The organism is Paracoccus sp. Ld10 (assembly GCF_045064235.1).
In the GTDB taxonomy this organism is placed as follows: domain Bacteria; phylum Pseudomonadota; class Alphaproteobacteria; order Rhodobacterales; family Rhodobacteraceae; genus Paracoccus.
Window position 1 is genome coordinate 119,644 of sequence record NZ_JBISHD010000003.1, and the last position, 20,632, is coordinate 140,275.

The 20,632-nt window shown below is 67.0% G+C and carries 17 protein-coding genes; 5 read left to right on the plus strand and 12 right to left on the minus strand.

Annotated elements, in window-relative coordinates; all coding sequences use genetic code 11:
• Positions 1–29: 29 nt before the first annotated feature.
• The 7 genes from ACJJVR_RS01175 to dusB form a co-directional block, all read right to left on the minus strand.
• Positions 30–1,661 carry a TrkH family potassium uptake protein gene (locus tag ACJJVR_RS01175; RefSeq protein ID WP_405401566.1) on the minus strand — a complete coding sequence of 544 codons (1,632 nt, stop codon included), beginning with the start codon at positions 1,659–1,661 and terminating at the stop codon, positions 30–32.
• Between the two features lie 10 nt (positions 1,662–1,671).
• A complete protein-coding gene (gene trkA, locus ACJJVR_RS01180; RefSeq protein WP_405401568.1) occupies positions 1,672–3,048 on the minus strand; it encodes a Trk system potassium transporter TrkA in 1,377 nt (458 codons plus the stop codon).
• A gap of 65 nt (positions 3,049–3,113) precedes the next feature.
• A complete protein-coding gene (locus tag ACJJVR_RS01185; protein WP_405401570.1) occupies positions 3,114–4,505 on the minus strand; it encodes a sigma-54-dependent transcriptional regulator in 1,392 nt (463 codons plus the stop codon).
• Positions 4,502–6,763 (minus strand): ATP-binding protein, encoded by a 2,262-nt coding sequence (locus ACJJVR_RS01190; protein ID WP_405401572.1) that lies wholly within the window; start codon positions 6,761–6,763, stop codon positions 4,502–4,504. Before ACJJVR_RS01190 ends, ACJJVR_RS01185 begins: the two co-directional genes overlap by 4 nt.
• 73 nt (positions 6,764–6,836) lie before the next feature.
• Positions 6,837–8,282 (minus strand): response regulator, encoded by a 1,446-nt coding sequence (locus ACJJVR_RS01195; RefSeq protein ID WP_405401574.1) that lies wholly within the window; start codon positions 8,280–8,282, stop codon positions 6,837–6,839.
• A 12-nt stretch (positions 8,283–8,294) separates the two neighbouring features.
• Complete coding sequence (locus ACJJVR_RS01200; RefSeq protein ID WP_405401576.1) at positions 8,295–9,407, minus strand: nitrogen regulation protein NR(II); 1,113 nt, start codon at positions 9,405–9,407, stop codon at positions 8,295–8,297.
• Positions 9,404–10,405 (minus strand): tRNA dihydrouridine synthase DusB, encoded by a 1,002-nt coding sequence (dusB, locus tag ACJJVR_RS01205; protein ID WP_405401620.1) that lies wholly within the window; start codon positions 10,403–10,405, stop codon positions 9,404–9,406. Before dusB ends, ACJJVR_RS01200 begins: the two co-directional genes overlap by 4 nt.
• A gap of 241 nt (positions 10,406–10,646) precedes the next feature.
• Here dusB and ACJJVR_RS01210 point away from each other — a divergent pair, with 241 nt between their 5' ends.
• Positions 10,647–12,029 carry an L-serine ammonia-lyase gene (locus tag ACJJVR_RS01210; protein WP_405401578.1) on the plus strand — a complete coding sequence of 461 codons (1,383 nt, stop codon included), beginning with the start codon at positions 10,647–10,649 and terminating at the stop codon, positions 12,027–12,029.
• Here ACJJVR_RS01210 and ACJJVR_RS01215 read toward each other — a convergent pair.
• The gene (locus ACJJVR_RS01215) at positions 12,026–13,117 is read right to left on the minus strand and encodes a sensor histidine kinase (RefSeq protein ID WP_405401580.1); all 1,092 of its coding nucleotides are present in this window, start codon (positions 13,115–13,117) and stop codon (positions 12,026–12,028) included. The genes ACJJVR_RS01210 and ACJJVR_RS01215 overlap by 4 nt on opposite strands.
• Before the next feature lie 259 nt (positions 13,118–13,376).
• On the opposite strand from ACJJVR_RS01215, the gene ACJJVR_RS01220 reads away from it, so the two are divergent.
• The 3 genes from ACJJVR_RS01220 (at position 13,377) to ACJJVR_RS01230 (ending at position 16,899) form a co-directional block, all read left to right on the plus strand.
• Positions 13,377–13,946 carry a COG3650 family protein gene (locus ACJJVR_RS01220; protein ID WP_405401581.1) on the plus strand — a complete coding sequence of 190 codons (570 nt, stop codon included), beginning with the start codon at positions 13,377–13,379 and terminating at the stop codon, positions 13,944–13,946.
• Positions 13,947–14,053: 107 nt separating this feature from the next.
• Positions 14,054–16,240 carry a YjbH domain-containing protein gene (locus ACJJVR_RS01225; RefSeq protein WP_405401583.1) on the plus strand — a complete coding sequence of 729 codons (2,187 nt, stop codon included), beginning with the start codon at positions 14,054–14,056 and terminating at the stop codon, positions 16,238–16,240.
• A complete protein-coding gene (locus tag ACJJVR_RS01230) occupies positions 16,237–16,899 on the plus strand; it encodes a YjbF family lipoprotein (RefSeq protein WP_405401585.1) in 663 nt (220 codons plus the stop codon). Before ACJJVR_RS01225 ends, ACJJVR_RS01230 begins: the two co-directional genes overlap by 4 nt.
• Positions 16,900–17,050: 151 nt before the next feature.
• Here the strand turns inward: ACJJVR_RS01230 and ACJJVR_RS01235 are convergent, their stop codons facing one another.
• From ACJJVR_RS01235 to ACJJVR_RS01250, 4 genes are all read right to left on the minus strand, one after another.
• A complete protein-coding gene (locus tag ACJJVR_RS01235; protein WP_370453559.1) occupies positions 17,051–17,254 on the minus strand; it encodes a hypothetical protein in 204 nt (67 codons plus the stop codon).
• A 198-nt stretch (positions 17,255–17,452) separates the two neighbouring features.
• Complete coding sequence (locus ACJJVR_RS01240) at positions 17,453–18,235, minus strand: metal ABC transporter permease (protein ID WP_405401586.1); 783 nt, start codon at positions 18,233–18,235, stop codon at positions 17,453–17,455.
• A 6-nt stretch (positions 18,236–18,241) separates the two neighbouring features.
• Positions 18,242–18,976 (minus strand): metal ABC transporter ATP-binding protein, encoded by a 735-nt coding sequence (locus ACJJVR_RS01245; RefSeq protein WP_405401588.1) that lies wholly within the window; start codon positions 18,974–18,976, stop codon positions 18,242–18,244.
• Positions 18,973–19,479: a Fur family transcriptional regulator gene (locus ACJJVR_RS01250; protein WP_405401590.1), complete on the minus strand. Its 507-nt coding sequence runs from the start codon at positions 19,477–19,479 to the stop codon at positions 18,973–18,975. Before ACJJVR_RS01250 ends, ACJJVR_RS01245 begins: the two co-directional genes overlap by 4 nt.
• A 111-nt stretch (positions 19,480–19,590) precedes the next feature.
• On the opposite strand from ACJJVR_RS01250, the gene ACJJVR_RS01255 reads away from it, so the two are divergent.
• The gene (locus ACJJVR_RS01255; RefSeq protein ID WP_405401591.1) at positions 19,591–20,538 is read left to right on the plus strand and encodes a zinc ABC transporter substrate-binding protein; all 948 of its coding nucleotides are present in this window, start codon (positions 19,591–19,593) and stop codon (positions 20,536–20,538) included.
• Positions 20,539–20,632 lie beyond the last annotated feature (94 nt).

Below are 20,632 nucleotides of genomic sequence, written 5' to 3' on the forward strand. Positions count from 1 at the left end.
GAAACCAGAAGGCAACATTTGGGCCACACCTAGCGGCGCCAGAACTCCGGCGAAAACAGTGCCAACACCGCCAGCATCTCGATCCGGCCCAGGACCATCGCGCCGGCCAGCACCGCCTTGGTGAAATCGGGCAGGCCGGACCACCCCTCCCACGGGGCGGACGCGATGCCCGCCGTTCCCTCAAAAGCTGGGGTCAGGGGAATGGCACTGGCCAACGGGCCCGCATTGGTCAGCGCCGCGATGGACAGAATGGTTGCGGTCTCGAATTCGATGGCGTGGACAGAAACCAGACTGACGACCAGCGCGATGGAAATTGCGAACAGCATGAAAAAGATGAATGCCAGATAGGCACCTTCGCGGCGCAACCTTCGGGCGATTCGCCCGCCACCGGACACGGAATGGGGGTGGATGATCCGCTCCATCTCTCGTTGCCCATGGCGGGCCAGGGCATAGACGCGCAGCAGCTTTACGCCTCCTGCGGTGGTGGCGATCCCGCCGCCCATCAGCGCCAACCCCGCCAGCACCAGCCCCGGCGCGTCCAGCCCCGACCATGACCGCGCGCCCGCCCATGCGACCGACGTCCAACCCGTCGTGGTCAGATAGCTGAGCGCGCTGAACAAGCTGCCCCACAGGGCCGACAACGCGCGCCCTATTTCGGCCAGGCCGGTCGGATCGGGGGCCGGCGGGCGCACGATCTCGATCGCGCCCAGGAAATGGCGCAGGAACAGCATCGCCCCGACCCCAAGCACCAGTCCCAGCGCCATGCGCAATTCGGGATCCTGAACCAGCCGCTCGGTGGCGCGCAATTCCGCGCCACCGGGCCAGAACCGCCGCGACAATGCCGGGATCAGAAAGACAAAGACCAGCATCTCTCCGGGGATCCCCGACGCCTCTCCCGAGGGTCCGATCACCGGAGAGATGCCCGATGTCGACAGCGTCCCCATGGCCCGCGTCAGCGCCACGAATGACGGGTCGCCCAACATCAGCAATCCGACCCACAGAACCAGGGTGAATGTCGCATACAGCGGCCCGACCTGCAGCGCGGCGCGGCCAAGGCGGCTGGCGGGATCGGCCAGTTGCGTGTCAAAGCTGGGATCCGACAGGTGAAGGACGGGGCGACGGGGCTGGTCCGACCGGGGCAGATGCTCGCGGTATTCCTCGCGGCCGTATGGGTTCGACATGATCTCGAACCCGCCGACGCGCAGGGGCGCCAGGATCGCCACTGCCGCGACCAGCACGAAAAAGCCCCCCATCCATCCCACAATCGATCGCCAGAGATGCAGTGGCGGCGGCAGCAGGTCGGCCGAATAAAGCGACGCCCCCGTGGTTGTCAGCGATGACACCATTTCCCACCAGGCGTTGAAAAAACCGGTGTCCGACTGGCTTTCCGCGAACGGCACGGCCAACAGCAACGGCATCAGCCCATAGACGCCCAGCATCAGCAGCAACACCTCGCGCGCGGTCTGCCCGGCGGGATTGGCCTGCGCCGCAAGGCCGATCAGCCCGCAAAAGGTGAATGTCAGCAATGCCGCATAAAAGAAATTTCGCGCGATGGCGTCGTAACCGGTGACTGACGCGAAGGCCGCGGGTGCCAGCATCAGCACCGCGGCCAGTCCCGCCAGCAGCACCAGTACCGGCATACGCAGAAGAAAGCCTGTCATCGCCGGTCCCTCAGAAGAAGTCGATCGAGACCTGCAACAGGCGCTCGACTTCGGGGACGTCCTTGGTCAGGGCAAAGATCAGCACGATGTCGCCTTCGTCGATCCGGGTGTCCGCCGCCAGCTTGATTACCCGGTCGCCCTTGCGCACCGCGCCCAACAGCGCGCCTTCGGGGAAATCGATGTCGCGGATCGCGCGTCCCGCCATGGGGCTGGTCGACAGGACCTGCGCCTCCATCACCTCGGCCTCGGCATCGCCGATGGAATAGATGTCGCGCACCCGCCCGTGGCGGATGTGGCGCAGGATCGTCGACACCGTGGTGGCGCGCGGGTTGATGTAGGCGTCGATGTCCAGCGCCCCCATCAGTGGCACCAGCGTGGGATCGTTGATCAGCGCGATGGCCATCTTGGCCCCCGCCTGCTTGGCGCGAACGGATGCCAGGATGTTCGTCTTGTCGTCGTCGGTAACCGCCAGGACGGCATCGGCCTGAGGCACGGCGGCCTCGTCCAGGATCTCGGCCGACAGGCCGTCGCCGTTCAGCACGATGGTGCGTTCCAGCCGGTCGGCGGCGAATTCCGCGCGGGCACGGTCACGTTCGATCAGCTTTGCGCGGACGCGGTCGGGACGCGCCTCCAGCGCCAGCGCCACGGACAGGCCCACATTGCCCGCCCCGATGATGGTCACGCGCTCCTGCTTGCGCGCGGGCTTGCCAAAAATGTCCAGCGTGCGCGCCACGTCGTCGATATGGCTGAAGACATAGATCTGGTCCCCCGCGAACAGCTGATCGCCGGGTTCGGGGGCGAACAGCCGCCCCTTGCGGCGCACCCCCGCGACGATCGCCCGCAGGCTGGAAAACAGTTCTGTCAGCTGCCGCAGCGGCGTGTTCAGCGCCGGACAGTCGGGTTCCAGATCGATCCCCAGTAGCTGGATCTTGCCGTCCATGAACGTCTCGACGTCAAAGGTCGACGGCGCCGACAACCGCTGCAGCGCGGCCAGCGCGACCTCGCGTTCGGGACTGATGACCACGTCGATGGGCAGGTGTTCGGTGCGGTACAGGTCGGAATAGATCGCGTCCAGATAGGCGCCCGACCGCAGGCGCGCGATCTTGCGCGGCACCTGAAAGATCGAATGCGCGACCTGGCAGGTGACCATGTTCACCTCGTCCGAATGGGTTGCGGCGATGATCAGGTCGGCGTCGCGCGCGCCTGCACTGTCCAGAATGTCGGGATGGCTGGCAAAGCCCGTCACCCCCTGCACGTCCAGCGATTCCGTCGCGCGACGCACAAGGTCGGGGTTGTTGTCGATGACGGTGACATCGTTGCGTTCGCCCGACAGATGGCGCGCGATCTGCCAGCCGACCTGCCCTGCCCCGCAGATGATGATCTTCATGCGTCACCCTTCTTGTCCCGCGCCCCCTTGCCTAAGCCGGGCGCGCGGTCCGCGCAAGCGGCAGGCTATTTGCCCATCACCAACTCGTCCTCACCACGCATGCCGCCGACGACGCCCAGGGATTTCAGCTTGCGGTGCAGCGCGCTGCGTTCCATGCCGACGAACTGGGCCGTGCGGCTGATATTGCCGCCGAAGCGGTTGATCTGGGCGACCAGGTATTCGCGCTCGAACAACTCGCGCGCCTCGCGCAGCGCCATGGCCGTGACCGACGGCCCCAGGCTCAGCGTGTCACTGTTGTCCGGCGTGGCCCCCTGGGGTTCCAGTTCGGACGGCAGGATCGGCCCGTGGCTTTCCGCCAGGATCAGCACGCGTTCGATCACATTGCGCAGCTGACGGATGTTGCCGGGCCAGCGCATGGATTGCAGGGCGGCCACGGTTTCCTCGGGCAGGTCGCGGGGCGTCAGGCCCTGATTCCTGTGGAACTGCTCGATGAAATGGCGCGCAAGGGCCGCGATGTCGTCGCGCCGGTCGGCCAGCGACGGCACGGCGATGGGCACCACGTTCAGCCGGTCGAACAGCTCCTGCCGGAACCGTCCGGCGGCAATTTCCGCCACCAGATCGCGGTTCGTGGACGACAGCACGCGCAGATCGACCCGCACCTTGTCCGCACCGCCCGCGCGCACGAACTGCTGTTCGGTCAGCACGCGCAGGATCTTGGGCTGGGTGCCCATGGGCATGTCGCCCACCTCGTCGAAATAGATGATGCCGCCATGCGCCTGTTCCAGCAGGCCCGGCTCGATCCCGCGTTCGGGGGATTCGCGACCGAACAGAACCTCTTCCATCCGCTCGGGCTCGATCGTGGCACAGGGGACGGTGACAAAGGGCGCCGACGCGCGGGGCGAGTGCGCGTGAATGTACCGCGCGGCGCTCTCCTTGCCGGTGCCCGGCTCTCCGGCCAGCATCACCCGTCCGTTGGACCGCGCCACCTTGTCCAGCCCGTCGCGCAGCCGCTTGAAGGCCGCGGACTGGCCCAGCATGTCGGCCACGCGGTCGCCGCCGCGCCGCAGGCTGCTGTTCTCGCGGCGCAGGCGGGCGGTTTCCATCGCGCGGTTGATGACCACCATCAGCTGGTCGATGTTGAAGGGCTTTTCGATGAAATCGTATGCGCCCTGCTTGATCGCCGCGACCGCGATCTCGATGTTGCCGTGGCCGGAGATGATGATCACCGGCACCTCGGGATTGTTGCGCTTGACCTGTTTCAGGATGTCGATCCCGTCCATGCGGCTGTCCTTCAGCCAGATGTCCAGGATCATCAGGGACGGCTCGCGGTCGTTCAGGGCCGCGACGGCCTCGTCCGAATTCGCGGCCATGCGGGTGTCGAAGCCTTCGTCGCGCAGGATGTCCGCGATCAGTTCGCGGATGTCGCGTTCATCATCGACGATCAGAATGTCGTTCATGGTGTCGCCTCGTCTTTTTCTTGTCTGCTCTTGGTCTTAGGGGCCCGGACGGGGTGGCGTTCGCGGGGCAGCCGGATCTCGGCCATGGCACCCGGCGGATCGGGCGCATCGGTCAGGGACAGGCTGCCGCCATGTTCCTCGACGATCTTCTTGACGATGGGCAGGCCCAGCCCGGTGCCGTGGCTTTTCAGCGTCACATAGGGCTCGAACAGCCGCGACCGGTCTGCGGGCAGGCCGGGGCCGGTATCGGTGATGCGGATGCAGACGGCTTCGGGCTGAACCTCCAGCGCGACGGCAATGCGCGGCGTCCAGCCGGGAACAGCCTGTGCTGCCTGCTCGTCGATGGCCTCTCCGGCGTTCTTCAGCAGGTTGGTCAGCGCCTGGCGCATCATGCCCGCGTCGCAATCGACGACCACCGGATCGTCGGGAATGTCGCGGATGACGGTCGCGTGCAGCGCGTCCTGCTGCAACAGCAACACTTGGCGTATCAGCGCGGCCAAATCGGTCTCGGCCCGGTCGGGTTCGGGCATCCGGGCAAAGCGGCTGAATTCGTCCACGATCCGGCGCAGGTCGTTGGTCTGGCGGATGATCACGTCGGTATATTGTTCCAGCGCGGCGCGGTCGCCCTCGGCGGCCAGCGGGCCGAACTTGCGGCGCAGGCGTTCCGCGGACAACTGGATGGGGGTCAGGGGGTTCTTGATCTCGTGCGCAACGCGACGCGCCACGTCGCCCCAGGCGGCCATCCGCTGTGCACCGACCAGCTCGGTCACGTCGTCGAATGCGACCACGTACCCCTCCAGCGCGCCATCGGTGCCGCGGCGCACGGCCATGCGCACCAGCAGGCTTTCGACGCGCCCCTCGCGCATCAGGCGGATCTCATCCTGGATGGTTTCCGCGACCGATGCCGACAGGCGCGCGAACAGCGGCGCGAATTCGGGAACAACCTCGGACAGCAGCGCGTCGATGTCGCGTTTCGCATCCAGCCCCAGCAGCCGGCTGGCAGATCGGTTGACGAAATCGATTTCGCCCGCCGCGTCCAGACCGATCACTCCCGACGTCACCGAGGTCAGCACGTTGTCGAACAGCCGCCGCTGATCGTCCGACAGGCGATAGCTTTCGACCAGTTCGGCGCGCTGCGTCTTCAGCTGGCGGGTCATGCGGTTGAAGGCCTCGCCCAGGGTCTGGATCTCGTCGCCGGTGCGGACCTCGGGGACCTGCACGTCCAGATCGCCGCGCCCCACCCGGTCGGTCGCCTGTGCCAAGAGGCCGATGGGCCGCGACAGGCGGGACGCGAACCACAGCCCCAGCCAGATCGCCGCCGCCACCAGCAACAGCGCAAAGCCCAGATAGACCAGTGAAAACTCCAGCAGGACCTGGCTGCGCATCGCCTCCAGCTGGCGGTAATCGCCCGCGGTCGCACGGGTGTCGTCGACCAGCCCCAGCAGGTCGCCGTCCACGTCGCGTGTCACGTACAAGTATCGGTCGGCCAGCGGAGGCAGCGCCACAAGGGCGCGAAACTCGTCATTCGCCCAATCCTCGATTAGGGCGATGCCGTCGGCCTGCGCGCGGTCCAGCTGGTCGCTGGACGGGGTCTCGTACCAGAACAGATAGCTGCGTTCGCCGCGGGCACGGATCTCTCCGGCGCCGTTGATGATATAGGCCTCGCGCAGACCGCGCTGGATCAGGGACTGGCCTTGCGCCAGCAGCTGGCGCATCTCTGCGTCCTCGATCAGGGGATTGGCGCGCCCGGCCTGGGTCAGGACGCTGGCCAGCGCGCGCGCGTCCTCGGTCAGGTCGCTGCGGTGTTCGGCGTGATAGGCCTCGGCCGCGGCCTGGGATGTGGTCACGACCTGCTGGACGCGGTCCGAAAACCAACCCTCCAGCCCGATATTGACCAGAAATCCCGCAAACAGCGCGACCAGCACCGTGGGCACCAGCGCCAGCCCGCCAAAGATCGCCACCAGCCGCGCATGCAGGCGCGACGCGGGCGCAGTGCTGCGCCGGGCCGAGATCAGGCGCGCCATGCGCGCGACGATGAACCCGATCAACACGATCAGAAAGGCCAGGTCCGCCAGCAGGACCAACCGCAGGGTCGCCCCCTGCATGCCCCGCCCGAACGGTCCCATCACCGCAAGGGTCGCCACGGCCAGCGCGGCGCCCGACAACACGATCCCCCAGGTCAGCGCTCCGCGCCACGGCCGGGGCAATCGGATACGGGCCAGCCTGTCCCAGCTGAGCCCCGATGCCAAACCTGCCATATCCCCCACTTGCCGTCTTTCGCGGCTTTTGCTGCAGGCACGCGTGTCCTTCGCGCTGTGCCCTGTGGCGGTTTTACATCAGTTTGCGCCTCCGTGTCACCTCGATATTCAGCTCTGTCAGTTTCTTGCGCAGCGTATTGCGGTTGATCCCCAGCAGGTCGGCGCAGCGCAGCTGGTTTCCGCCCGTGGCATCCAGCGCCACCTGCAACAGCGGGCGTTCGATCTCGCGCAGGATGCGGTCGTACAGGCCCGGCGGCGGCAGCGCGTCGCCATGCAGGTCGAAATACCGCTGCAGATGCGCCTCGACCGAATCCGACAGGCGCGATCCGACCTGCGGCAGGGTGACGACACCCGCGGGTTCGGGCGCAGGGGCCATGGCCGATACGGGCGCCGACGGGGCCGTGCGATGGCCCGACTGCTGGGACAGCGCCTCGCGCATCTCGGCGGTGCTGATCGCGGGGCCGCTGGCGGTCAGGGCCAGGCGGCGCATCATGTTTTCCAGCTCGCGAACGTTGCCCGGGAACGGATGCGCGCGCAGCATGGCCGCCGCATCGTCCGACAACAGCCGTTCGGGCAGACCCTGTGCAGCGGCGCGCGCCAACAGGTGGGCCGCCAGCGGCAGAATGTCGTCAACCCGCGCGCGCAGGGGCGGCACGCTGACGGTGACCCCCGCAAGACGGTAATACAGGTCCGACCGCAGCCGCCCTGCGGCCACGTCGGCCTGCGGGTCGGACCCGGTGGTGGCGACGATCCGGGGCGCATGGGCGCGGTCGGGCCCAGCCTCCATCGTCTCGATCAGGCCGATCAGGCGCGCCTGTGCGCCCGTGTCGAAACCGGCCGGGTTCTCGATGATGATCGTGCCGCCGCGGGCCTTGCCGGCGGCGCGCGCAATCGCGTCCTCGGTCGCGTCGGACGATGTCAGGATCGCCAGCCCCCGGTCGCGCCGGTCCGACAGTTCGTGAAAGCTGCGCGCGATGGTGGTCTTGCCCACGCCCGCCTCTCCGGCGATGATCACGGGCAGGTCGGCGTTCAGGACGCGGGCGACCATGCGGAACAACGCCTGCATCGACGGCGCATGCCCGATCAGCGGCATGGCGGGGTCCGCGGCCTCGCGCGGCGCGGGCAGCGGTTCGGGAATCGGGTCGGACTTGCGCGGGCGGCGCGACAGTGCCTGGTTCGCCTTGGACATCAGATCCGGCAGATCGAACGGCTTTGGCAGGTATTCGAACGCCTCGGCCTCAGTTGCGCGAATTGCCGTTACGATGGTGTTCTGGGCCGAGATCACGATCACCGGCAGGTCGGGGCGCGCCTCGCGGATGGCGGGGATGCGGTCGATGCCGTTGCCGTCGGGCATCATCACGTCGGTGATGACCAGATCGCCGCGCCCTTCCTCGACCCATTTCAGCAGCTGCGCCAGGCTGCCCGTCGCGTGAACCCGGCAACCCGCGCGGGTCAGCGCCTGCGTCAGCACGGTGCGGATGGTGCGATCGTCGTCAGCAATCAGAACGGTGCCGTCCATGGGTTCAGGTCCTTATGCCTTGGGCAGGGAAATGCGGAACACGGTGCGACCGGGGCGGCTGTCCACCCGGATCAACGCGCCGTGGTCGGTGATGATCTTGCTGACCAGCGCCAGGCCCAGCCCGGTGCCGTTTTCGCGGCCCGAGACGAATGGCTCGAACACCTGGTCGGCAATGGCGGCAGGGAAGCCCGGGCCGTTGTCCTCGATCTCGATCTGCAGGGGCAGCGGGCGGCCGGTCGGATCGGTGTCGTCAGGCGGACGGCGCAGCGTGTGGTCGTAATGGGTGCGCAGGCGGATCGTGCCGCCGGCCTTGCCGTCCAGTGCCTCGGACGCGTTCTTGACCAGGTTCAGACAGACCTGCACCAACTGGTCCGCATCGGCCAACGCCATCGGCAGCGACGGGTCGTAATCGGTCGCAATCTGCACATTGCGGGCAAAACCAGCCTTGGCCGACCGACGCACCTGTTCCAGAACATCGTGCACGTTCAGCGCCGACAGGCGCGGGGCGGATGTGTCCCCGAACCGTTCCACCTGATCCAGCAGCGCCACGATGCGGCGCGATTCCGCGACGATCATCTCTGCCATCTCGCGGTCCTCGGGGGTGGCGTTCATCGCCATCAGCTGGGCCGCACCGCGGATACCGGCCAGGGGGTTCTTGATTTCATGCGCCAGCATCTCGGACATGCCGATGGCACTGCGTGCGGCGCTGCGGACGTGGCGGGCCTGATGCACGTTGTCATCATCCTGCGGGACGATCAACAGCGACACGGCGCCGGCGGCGTGACTGGCGGGCCCCGCATGGACCGCGCCGCGCCGCGCCTGATGGCCGCCCGCACGGTCGCCGATCTCGAACTTCACGGCGGCCTGGTACAGCGCCTCGTCGCTGGCCCGCACACGGGCCAGCAGCGGCGCAAGGCTGGGCTGCAGGCGCAGGCGGATCGACATGTCGTCCCCCTCCAGCGGCTTGCCCAGGGTCGAGTTGCGCGACAGGTTCAACCAGATCTCGGCCGCGTCGTTCATCGCGGCGACACGCCCCTCGACGTCCAGGATCAGCGCGGGCAGCGGCAGCGCCTCCCACCCCGGCCCGGGGGCAGCCTCGTGAAAGTTGCGCGGCCGGGGCGTCATGCAGCCACTCCTGCGGCGTCGCCAAAGGCACGCATGATCAGGTCCAGCGTGGCGCGGGGGGTAACAGCACGCATCATCTGGTCGCGCAGCGGCGCGCCGTTCGCACCGGCATACCAGCCCAGATGCTTGCGCGCGACGCGCAGGCCCAGCTCTGCCCCATGGAAATCAAGAATATCTTCGTAATGCTCGGCCACCAGATCGGCCAGCGCGGCCCCATTGGGCACATTCGGCGCAGGCGTCCCCCACAGGTCATGGGCGATCTGCGCCAGGATCCACGGCCGCCCCTGCGCGCCGCGTCCGACCATGACCGCATCGGCCCCCGACGCCGCCAATGCCGCACGGGCGCTGTGGGCATCGACCACGTCGCCATTGGCCACCAGCGGCGGGCGGCCCGGCAGATCGGCCACCGCGCGGATCGCGGACCAGTCGGCCTGCCCCTTGTAGAATTGCGCCCTTGTGCGGCCATGCACGGTCAGCATCGCCACCCCTGCATCGCGTGCACGTGCGGCCAGATCGGCGGCGTTCAGACAGTCGTCGTCCCAGCCCAGCCGCATCTTCAGCGTGACGGGCACGCCGACCGCGCCCACGACCGCATCGACCAGTGTCATCGCGTGATCCAGATCGCGCATCAGCGCCGCCCCGGACAGACCGCCTGTGACCTTTTTCGCGGGGCAGCCCATGTTGATGTCGATCACGCGGGCGCCCATGTCGGCCACGATACGGGCGGTTTCGGCCATCGGCGCGGCCTCGCGGCCCGCGATCTGCACGCTGACGGGCAACGCGCCCTCGGTCAGGGCCTTGGCGCGCACGGCGGCGCGGGTGGACGGGCGCGGCGTCACCATCTCGGTCGAGGCGACCATCTCGGACACCATCAGGCCCGCCCCGAACCGCGCGACGGCGCGGCGGCAGGGGACATCGGTGATCCCGGCCATCGGCGCCAGAAACACCGGCGGGCCGAGGGGTATGTCACCAAGCATGATCGGGTCGGGCAATCGCATGTTCTGTTCCTTCACCCCGGGGCAGACCGCCCGCAAGAACGGCAGGGGGCGGCTGGCCTGCCCAAATCGCAGGCGCGTCCCGGTTGCCTTAAAATCGGGCATGTTGCAATCATCTTAAGCAGACCGCGCGCCAAGGACGCAAGCAGGCCGATGTCGCAACCAGACCCGGAAGCGGCGTGGACGGTGGTGGCGGCGGGGCCTGCGTCGTGCTTGGATAGGCGCGAATATGCAAGGGGGTGCCATGTTTCTGTCGGTGTTCGATCTGTTCAAGCTGGGGGTCGGGCCCTCGTCGTCGCACACGATGGGGCCGATGGTCGCCGGACAGCGGTTTCTGGACGCGCTGCGCCTGCAGCCGTTCCAGGCCCATGGGCTGCGCGCCAGCCTGCATGGCAGCCTGGCCTTTACCGGCAAGGGGCACGCCACCGACCGCGCCACGATCCTGGGCCTGGCAGGGTTCACCCCCGCCAGCATGGACATGGAGGCCGCCGAGGCCGCGCTGGCCGACAATCGCGAAACGCACCTGCTGCATCCGCAGGGGTTGGGGTCGCTGGTCTTTGATCCTGACCGCGACCTGCGGTTCGATTACGACACCACCCTGCCCGGCCATGCCAATGGCATGACCCTGTCCGCGACCGACGCGCAGGGCGACGTGATCTATCACCAGATCTACTATTCGATCGGCGGCGGTTTCGTGATGACCGATCAGGAACTGGCCGACAAGGCGGGCGCGGTGCGCACCGATGCCGCGTCCAGTGTCCCGTATCCCTTTGCCAGCGCCGCCGCGATGCTGGAGATGGCCCAGGCCTCGGGCAAATCCATCGCCCGGATGAAAGAGGCCAACGAGCTGTGTTTCCGGTCGCGGACCGACATGCTGGCGGGGCTGGACCGCATCTGGGGCGCGATGCGCGACTGCATGGATCGCGGTTTGGCGACGGACGGCATCCTGCCCGGCGGGCTGCATGTGCGCAGGCGGGCCAAGGGGATTCACGCCAAGCTGATCGAGGAACGCGGCCTGAACATGACCGCGCCCCACGTCATCAACGACTGGATGTCGGCCTATGCGATGGCCGTGAACGAGGAGAACGCCGCAGGCGGCCAGGTCGTCACCGCTCCTACGAACGGCGCGGCAGGCACGGTGCCCGCGGTGATCCGCTATTGGCTGGACCACGTCCCGGGGGCGTCGGAACGTCTGCTGCCAGACTTTCTGCTGACCGCGGCGGCGGTGGGCGGGCTGATCAAGCACAACGCCTCGATTTCCGGCGCGGAATGCGGCTGTCAGGCAGAGGTCGGGTCGGCCGCCGCGATGGCCGCCGCGGGGTTGGCGGCCGTTCTGGGCGGCACCCCCCAGCAGGTCGAAAACGCAGCAGAGATCGCGTTGGAACACCATCTGGGCATGACCTGTGATCCGGTGCGGGGGCTGGTTCAGGTGCCTTGCATCGAACGCAACGGTTTGGGTGCGATCAAGGCGGTGGCGGCCGCCAGCCTGGCGTTGCGCGGCGATGGCAGCCATATCGTGCCACTGGATGCCGCGATCGAGACGATGCGCCAGACCGGCCGCGACATGTCGGAAAAGTACAAGGAGACATCCCTGGGCGGCCTGGCCGTCAACGTCCCCAACTGTTAAGGGGTCAGCTGGCCGCGCAACGTATAATGCAGGCCCTGGGGCAGGAATTCGGCCTGCCCCTCGCCGTTGAAATAGGCGGGCACGATCATGTTGACCAGGCGCGTGCCGAACCCCTCGCGGGTGGGTGGAGCCACGGGTTGGCCACCACGTTCCTGCCAGTCCAACGCAAAATCGTCCCCCAGGACCGACCAGGACAGATCGACGACGCCCTGCGGACTGGAAAGCGCGCCGTATTTTGCGGCATTCGTCGCCAGTTCGTAAAGCGCCAGCGACAGGCCGACTGCCTGCTGACTGCTCAGGGGAACGGACGGACCTGACAGGCGGATGCGGTCGTTGCCGACCAGGTGCGCGCCGATGGACCGGGCCATCACTTCGGTGATGTCGGCGCTTTCGCCAAGACCGCTGAACAGACCCTGCGCCTTGGCCAGTGCCATGATCCGCGCGCCCACGGTGTCACGGGCCTCCTGGATGCTGGTGGCGCTCCGCAGGCTGGAGGATACCACCGTGGACGTCACCGACAGGATGTTCTTGATGCGGTGCAACAGCTCTTCCTGCATGACCTGCTGGTTGCGGCGCGCCTGCACCGTCCCGGTCATATCCACCGTGATGTTCAACAACCCGGCCACGCTGCCGTCGTCGTCGTAGAGCGGGCTGTAGCTGAAGGTCCAGAACGTCTCTTCGTCGAACCCGTTGCGGGTCATGACAAGGCGCATCTCTTCGGAATAGGTCCCGCGACCGGACAGGGTCTGGTCGACCAGCGGCTTGACGTCGTCCCACACGTCCGCCCAGATCCGTTGAAACGGCTGGCCCAGGGCGCGCGGTTCTTTTTGCCCAAGAACGGGGGCATACGCATCGTTGTACAACATGATCAGGTCCGGACCCCAGAACATGCTGACTGCGTGCTGCTGTCCCAGCATCAACCGTACCGACGCCATCAGCGCCGCCGACCATCCCGAAATCGGACCCAGGGCGGTCGACTCCCACGGGAAACTTCCGACGGCGCGCGCCATAGGCCCATCATCCCACGAAAATCGTGGCGCACCGGGTTGCGTCATCGTGGCCTGATCGTGATGTGCCGCGCGCGTCATGTGGGTATCGTCACTGAGAACATCAGCGAAACATATGCCGGTTTTCCCCTGCTGATCAACGAATAACCCGTCCCGTTGCCGGCGCACGTCCGATAATGATCATTTATCAACAGTGTGAACCGAACGGTATGGTTGTTCGTCATGGCGGCAGCCTGCCGTGTATCGGGCGTGACGCTTGCCCCCTGTGGCTGCGGTTGGTAACGCTTGGTTGATAGTGATCCCGTGACCAAGCCGTCCAGAACCAGAAGGCCAAAGCCCCATGTTCCCCCGCCTTGCCATCCTCGCCCTGATGACCCTGCCCCTGGCCGCCTGCGACAGCCAGATGATGACCGACCTGCGAAGCGGGGTCGGCCTGACCGAAGCCGAGGCCCAGCCCGAAGAGCCGGCAGGCCCGCGCCCGCCCGCCGTCTCTCCGCTGGAACAGCCGATCGAGACGGGCACCGTCGGGCGCGTCGTGCCCACCGCGGAACCGATGACCTATCGCACCACCGCCTTTGTGGCCGGTGGTAACGAGCCGTTCTGGACGGTCGAGGTCAGCGGCAACACCGCCGTCTATCGCACCGCCGACGACCAGTCGGGCCGCCAGATCCAGGTGAACCGCCTGGTCTTCAACGAGGGCGTCGAATATATCGGCGTGCTCGGCGGACGGCCGTTCGTGCTGAACCTGCGCGCGGCGGAATGCCAGGACAACATGGCCGACAAACGCTATCCGCTGACCGCGCGCCTGACGGTGAGCGGTCAGGGTCGGCCCGGCTGCGCCTCTGCCGCCCAGACCCCCGCCCCGGCGGCAGGCGCCGCGACCGATACCGCACCGGCAGCCGCCGGATGACATGCGGGCACGGGTCACGCATTCGTGTGTCGATCCGTGCCGCAAAGCCTGCCACTGCGCCTGACATCCCTGCCCGCCCCGATCCTGCCGCCGAAAGGAAGCCGCCGATGCGCCGCTCGCGTCTGATCCGCCAGCTGATGGCCACCACACTGCCCCTGGCCCTGATCACGGGGTCGGGCGTCGGCGTCGCGACAGCCGACCCGATGCTGGGGCGCAACATGTCGACCTATGGCCTGCCGGGCGGCATCGACACGCCCACCGCCGAGACCCTGCCCGACGGCAGCCTGGGCGCGACCTTGTCGCTGTCGGACTATGCCCGGCGCGGCAACGTCTTTTTCCAGGCGCTGCCGGGGCTGACGACGGTCCTGCGCTATGGCCGCGTCGACGGGATCGACGACTATCGGCAGGAGGGGTTCATTTCCGACCGCTCGCTGGATCTGCGCTATCAGATCGTGGACGAGGACGGCTGGCGCCCCGCGGTCGCCGTCGGCCTGCAGGATTTCCTGGGGACCGGCGTCTATTCGGGCGAATACATCGTGGCCACGCGCAACGTGACGCCGACGGTGCGCGCATCGGTCGGTCTGGGATGGGGGACGCTGGCGGGCAAGCCGCGCATCATCGACGTCGGTGACGAGGGCGGCACCCCCAATGTCGACGAATGGTTCAGCGGCGGGGCCAAGCCCTTTGCCTCGGTCAGCTGGCAGGTCAATGACCGCCTGAACCTGGTCGCGGAATATTCGAACGACATCTATCTTGCCCGCTACAACAACGGCAACGAATTCCAGCAGGGCGACGAGCCCGGCAGCAACGTCAACCTTGCCGCCAACTATCGCTTTGGCCGCAACTACGAGGCCGGGATCTATACCATCGGTGGAGAGACCATCGGCGCACAGTTCACCATCGCGCTGAACCCGCGCGACTCGACCTATCCGTCGGGACTGGAAAGCGCGCCTGCGCCGGTGCGTCCGCGCCCCGCCCCCGCACAGGATCCCGACGGCTGGTCGGGCACCTGGTCGCAGGACCCGACGGCCCAGCCCGCCATCCAGCGGGCCCTGCGCGACGGCATGGCCGATGAGGGGATGCTGCTGGAAAGCATGGCCCTGGCGCCGACCCGTGCCGAGGTTCGCCTGCGCAACCAGCGCTATATCAATCAGGCCGAGGCCGTCGGCCGCACCGCGCGCCTGATGACCCGTGCCCTGCCCCCGTCGGTGGAAACCTTCGTGATCACTTCGACCAGCGACGGGATGCCGACGTCATCGGTGACCCTGCGCCGCAGCGATGTCGAGCGGCTGGAGAACACCGAGGCTGGCCAGATCGCCGCCGCGTCGACCCTGACGGACGCCGGTCCCGCCGCGCCCGGGCTGATCGCAAGCCAGGGCCTGTACCCGCGGTTCCGCTGGTCGATAAAACCCTATCTGGATCTGGGCATCTTCAGCGCCGAGGACGGCCTGACCCACGAGGTCGGCGCCGAGGCGCGCGCCAGCTATGAGCTGATGCCCGGCCTGATCGCCACCGGCGCCCTGCGCCAGCGCGTCTTTGGCGATATCGGCCAGCGCGGTCCAGGCATCCCGGGGGAGCGCGGCGAATATTACACGCCCGACGAATATGAATCGGACCCCGACCTGGAAACCACGCCCGAAGGGGTGCCGCGGGTCCGGTCGGACACGCGGATGTACACGGGCAATTCCAGCCCGGTGATCCCGGAACTGACGCTGGCGTGGTACGCCAAGCCGTCGGACGCGATCTATACCCGCGTGACCGTGGGCCTGTTGGAACGCGCCTATGGCGGCGTCTCCGCCGAGGCGCTGTGGAAGCCCGCCAATTCGCCCCTGGGCTTTGGCGCCGAGATCAACCGCGTCCGCAAGCGCGATTTTGATCAGCTGTTCGATTTCCGCGACTATGAGGTCACGACCGGCCATGTGTCGGCGTACTATGAATTCACCCAAGGATTCACAGCTCAGCTGGATGTCGGACAGTACCTGGCCGGCGACGTGGGTGCCACCGTGACGCTGGCGCGCGAATTCGCGAATGGCTGGCAGATCGGCGCCTATGCCACCAAGACCGACCTGTCGGCCGAGGAGTTCGGCGAGGGCAGCTTTGACAAGGGCGTGACGCTGTCGATCCCGCTTGGCTGGGCCACGGGACAGGCCAGCCGCGACCGCGTGTCGACCAACATCCGGTCGCTGTCGCGCGATGGCGGATCGCGGGTCACTGTCGACGGACGCCTGTACGACCGTGTTCGCGAAAGCCACACCGTCGATCTTTACGAAGGCTGGGGGAGGTTCTGGCGATGAACGGACCGATGCAGATGCGCGCAATCCTGGCCGGGGCTGCTGTGGCCGCCTTGTCGGCCTGTGGCAATACCGGTGCGGACGAAACCGGGGCCAGCCCGCTGTCGGTCCTGGCGCAGACCGCCACTCAGGCCATCACGGCCCGCGGAACCGCCGGGCCCACGACCCCTGCGCCCAGCCCCCAGCAGGCCGCGGCCGAGGCACTGCGCGTCAATCAAGGCCCGCTGATCCAGGCGACCTTCGAAAGCCCGGCGCGCACGCAGGTTCTGGCGTTGACGGGGACGAACGGCGCCATGCGCACCTATATGACGCCCGACGAACAGGCCGTCATCCTGCGCGGCGGCATGCTGATCGGCACACGTGGCCTGGGCCGCGACCTGTCGGTGGCGGAACCCGGCACCGAAAGTCTGATCCGTGCAGGTCAGTCCGGACGCGGAACACGCGTCATGCGCTATCTGTCGGGTGATGGATTGGAACGGCCATTGCAGTTCTCCTGCACGACCGCGCCGGGACCCAATCCCGGCGTGATCCTGGAAAGCTGCGAAGGCCATGGAACGACGTTCCAGAACAACTATCTGGTCCAGAACGGCCAGATCCCCGTATCGCGCCAGTGGATCGGCCCGGGTATGGGCTATGTGACCATCCAGACGCTGCGTCCCTGACACGGGCCATCGGAACGAAAAAACCGGCCCTTTGCGGGGCCGGTTTTTTCATGCGAGGGTGTCGGGCAGACAGGCCTGCGCGCTATAAAAAAGGGGCCGGCCAAAGGCCAGCCCCTTGTGGCTCGGATCGTGTAACCGATCCGATCCGATATCAGCTGTCGTCGTCGTCCGAAGCGACTGCGGCGATGACGCCCAGCAGCAGCAGGGCGGGGACAACCAGGCCAGCGTTCGAAGAAGCAGCCTGCTCCTCGACGATGACGGGCTCGACTTCCACGACGGGGGCGACATAGCCACCGGCCAGAGCCGAAGTTGCGGTCAGGCCGAGAGCGGCCGCGAAAGTAGCGAATTTGGTCATGATCATGCTCCGTTTCGATTGACGGCTGCCATTTCTGGCAACATCGAGGCGACAGTTACACAAACCCGAACAGTTGAAAAGCAGCATTGAATTGATTCCACCGTGGGCCTGCAAGCACTGTTGCATATTGGCCAACACCGGTTTCAGCGCTTTGTTCCGCCCCCCGCAAACCCCCGGAAAAACTGTGACAATTCGGCACTAGGCCCTACGAAGTGCCTGCGCAGCGACGAAAAAGATCGCCGCCGCGGTCACGATTGAGGGACCCGCCGGCGTGTCCAGTCGCAAACTGGCCCACAACCCAAGGATGACGGATGCCGCGGCGATCGCGGCCGCACCGGCGGCCATCCGCTCGGGGGTGCGCGCCCATGTGCGGGCTGCCGCCGCCGGGACGATCAGCATCGCCGAGATAAGCAACGACCCCACCACTCGAATCGCCAGGGCAACCACCACCGCCAGCGCCAGGGACAGGACCAGGCGTTCGACGCGCGGGTCGATTCCCGCGGCCATGGCCAGTTCCTCGTTCAGGCTGCTGGTCACAAGCCGTTGCCACCGCAGAATCAGAACCGCCAGAACCAGCGCCGCCCCGGTCCAGATCAGGACCAGATCAGCCCGGCCCACCGCCAGAATGTCGCCGAACAGATAGCTGGACAGGTCGGACCGTGCGGACGGAACAAAGCTGATCGCGACCAGACCGACGGCCAGCGCGGAATGTGACAGCACGCCCAGGATCGTGTCCATCGCCTGTCCTCTTGTGACCAGCGCGGACACCAGACAGGCCATCGCCACCGCAACCGCCAGCGTGCCGGCATAGATCGACACCTCGAAGGCCAGGGCCATCGCCACGCCCAGGATCGCGGCGTGGGCCGTCGAATCACCAAAATACGCCATCCGCCGCCAGACCACGAAACTGCCCAGCGGCCCCGCCACCAGCGCCAGCCCCAACCCCGCCAGAACGGCGCGCACAAAGAAATCGTCAAGCATCGGTCGTCACCCCTGCGCCCGGTCGGCGTGGTCATGGTCGTGGCGGTGCTGGTACAACGCCAGCGTTCCCTCGGCCCCGGCGCCGAACAGCGCGCGGTATTCGGGGGCGGTGCTGACATGCTGTGGCGTACCCTCGCAACAGACATGGCCATTCAGACAGACCACCCGGTCCGACGACCGCATTACCACCAGCAGGTCGTGGCTGACCATCAGCACGGCCGCACCGGTCTGGCGGCGCACCTCCTCGATCAGCTGATAGAACGCCACGATGCCGGGCTGGTCCAAGCCCTGCGTCGGTTCATCCAGCACCAGCAGATGGGGGTCCGCCAACAACGCACGCGCCAGCAGCACCCGCTGAAATTGACCGCCCGACAGCTGGGTCAGCTGGCGCGCGCCAAGGCCCGGGACGCCCGTGCGGATCAGCGCATCCTCGGCTTGATCGTTGGACACGCGGACGGGCAGCGACAGGAACCGGCGCACGGTCATCGGGATGGCCGTGTCCAGCTGCACACGCTGCGGGACATAGCCGATGCGCAACCCCTGCCGACGCGTCACCGCCCCCGATGCCAGCGGCATGTGCCCCAGCAGCGCCCTGATCAGTGACGACTTGCCCGACCCGTTCGGGCCGACGACGGTCACGATTTCGGCGGGACAGATGCGAAAATCGACCTGCGCCAGCACCGGTTCGGTGGTACCGGGCCGATGGATGGTCAGCGCGCGAGATTCGATCAGCGGCGTCATGCGACGCCCTCGGCGGCACAGGTGGCGCATAGGCCCAGCGCCTCGATCGTGGCACGTTCGACGCGGAAACCGCCCTGCGCCGCAACGGCGGTCAGCGCATCGCGGATCGGGACGGCCGAGGCCTCTGCGACCTTGTCGCAGCTGCGACAGATCAGAAAGGCGGGGTGATGGTCGTGACCGGGGTGCAGGCACGCCGCGAACGCGTTCAGCCGCTGCAGCCGGTGGGCCAGCCCGTGGGTGACCAGAAACTCCAACGCGCGATAGGCGACGGGTGGCTGACGGCCGAACCCTTCGGTCGCCAGACGGTCCAGCACCTCATAGGCGCCCATCGCCCGGTGGCTTTCCAACAGGATCTCCAGCGTGCGGCGTCGGACGGGGGTCAGGCGGGCGCCCTGCTCGGCCAGCCGGGCCGCAGCCTCGTCCAGCGCGCGGTGGGCGCATTCGCGATGGTCATGCGGCGCAAAGGTCGCGGCGATGACATGGTCCTGATCATGGTCTGGCACGGGAATCCTTCACGCAGCAATGCGTTACTTTATTACATTATGGTTGACTTGTTACCCTGTAACACACAGAACCCCGCCATCGCAACAAACCCGCCTCTGAAGGAGAATCCGATGCGCAGCCCAGCATCCCTTGCCGCCATCCTGTCGCTGACCGCCGTCCCCGCCCTGGCCGCCCCACAGGTCGTCACCGACCTGGTCCCCACCGGGGCGCTGGTCCAGGAGGTCATGGGCGACTTGGCCGAGGTGCGCGTCTTGCTGCCCCAGGGGGCCAGCGCGCATCATTACCAGATGCGCCCATCGGACGCGCAGGCGCTGCAGGGGGCCGATCTGGTAATCTGGATGGGGCCGGACCTGACGCCATGGCTGTCACGAGCCTCTGATACGCTGTCGGGCGCCACCCAGCTGCGCCTGCTGGAGGTCGAGGGCGTTGCCCTGCGCGACTATGCCGCCGACGGGGCGGAGGACCACACTGACCACGATGATCACGATGATCACGATGATCACGATGATCACGCCGGTCATGACCACAACCATACCGGCACCGACCCTCACGCCTGGCTGAACATTGCCAATGCTGGCCCATGGCTGGAGGCCATCGCGACCACCTTGTCGGAACAGGATCCCGACAACGCCGCAACCTATCGCGCAAATGCCGAAGCAGCGGCGGACCGCATTGGCGCGCTTGATGATCGGCTGCGCGATCGGCTGGCTCCGCATTCACAGGACCGATTTGTCGTCTTTCATGATGCATACGGTCACTTTACCGACCATTTCGGCCTGCAGCCCGCGATCGCGGTTTCTCTGGGCGACGCATCGACCCCATCCGCGGCGCGGATCGATCAGATCCGCACCCGGATCACCGAAACAGGCGCGGTTTGTGCCTTTCCGGAACAGGCTCATGATGCAAGCCTGATCCAGACCGTGACCGAAGGCAGCGACATCCGCATCGGCGGAGAGCTGAGCCCCGAAGGGGGAATGCTGTCGCCCGGAGCCGGTCAGTACGAGGCCCTGATGACCCAGATGACCGATACGATCATCGACTGCCTCGCCGCAGAGTAACAGATCAGCGGGTCGCTGATCGGCGGCCCGGACCACCCCACCGGCCCAATCAGGACATCGCCACAAAACCCGACTATTTTACTTTGACAAACCT

What these genes read in the sequence shown, in the direction of transcription:
- ACJJVR_RS01175 (WP_405401566.1), bottom strand. Translation starts at nt 1,661, where the DNA reads ATGACAGGCTTTCTTCTGCGTATGCCGGTACTGGTGCTGCTGGCGGGA.
- trkA (WP_405401568.1), bottom strand. Translation starts at nt 3,048, where the DNA reads ATGAAGATCATCATCTGCGGGGCAGGGCAGGTCGGCTGGCAGATCGCG.
- ACJJVR_RS01185 (WP_405401570.1), bottom strand. Translation starts at nt 4,505, where the DNA reads ATGAACGACATTCTGATCGTCGATGATGAACGCGACATCCGCGAACTG.
- ACJJVR_RS01190 (WP_405401572.1), bottom strand. Translation starts at nt 6,763, where the DNA reads ATGGCAGGTTTGGCATCGGGGCTCAGCTGGGACAGGCTGGCCCGTATC.
- ACJJVR_RS01195 (WP_405401574.1), bottom strand. Translation starts at nt 8,282, where the DNA reads ATGGACGGCACCGTTCTGATTGCTGACGACGATCGCACCATCCGCACC.
- ACJJVR_RS01200 (WP_405401576.1), bottom strand. Translation starts at nt 9,407, where the DNA reads ATGACGCCCCGGCCGCGCAACTTTCACGAGGCTGCCCCCGGGCCGGGG.
- dusB (WP_405401620.1), bottom strand. Translation starts at nt 10,405, where the DNA reads ATGCGATTGCCCGACCCGATCATGCTTGGTGACATACCCCTCGGCCCG.
- ACJJVR_RS01210 (WP_405401578.1), top strand. Translation starts at nt 10,647, where the DNA reads ATGTTTCTGTCGGTGTTCGATCTGTTCAAGCTGGGGGTCGGGCCCTCG.
- ACJJVR_RS01215 (WP_405401580.1), bottom strand. Translation starts at nt 13,117, where the DNA reads ATGACGCGCGCGGCACATCACGATCAGGCCACGATGACGCAACCCGGT.
- ACJJVR_RS01220 (WP_405401581.1), top strand. Translation starts at nt 13,377, where the DNA reads ATGTTCCCCCGCCTTGCCATCCTCGCCCTGATGACCCTGCCCCTGGCC.
- ACJJVR_RS01225 (WP_405401583.1), top strand. Translation starts at nt 14,054, where the DNA reads ATGCGCCGCTCGCGTCTGATCCGCCAGCTGATGGCCACCACACTGCCC.
- ACJJVR_RS01230 (WP_405401585.1), top strand. Translation starts at nt 16,237, where the DNA reads ATGAACGGACCGATGCAGATGCGCGCAATCCTGGCCGGGGCTGCTGTG.
- ACJJVR_RS01235 (WP_370453559.1), bottom strand. Translation starts at nt 17,254, where the DNA reads ATGACCAAATTCGCTACTTTCGCGGCCGCTCTCGGCCTGACCGCAACT.
- ACJJVR_RS01240 (WP_405401586.1), bottom strand. Translation starts at nt 18,235, where the DNA reads ATGCTTGACGATTTCTTTGTGCGCGCCGTTCTGGCGGGGTTGGGGCTG.
- ACJJVR_RS01245 (WP_405401588.1), bottom strand. Translation starts at nt 18,976, where the DNA reads ATGACGCCGCTGATCGAATCTCGCGCGCTGACCATCCATCGGCCCGGT.
- ACJJVR_RS01255 (WP_405401591.1), top strand. Translation starts at nt 19,591, where the DNA reads ATGCGCAGCCCAGCATCCCTTGCCGCCATCCTGTCGCTGACCGCCGTC.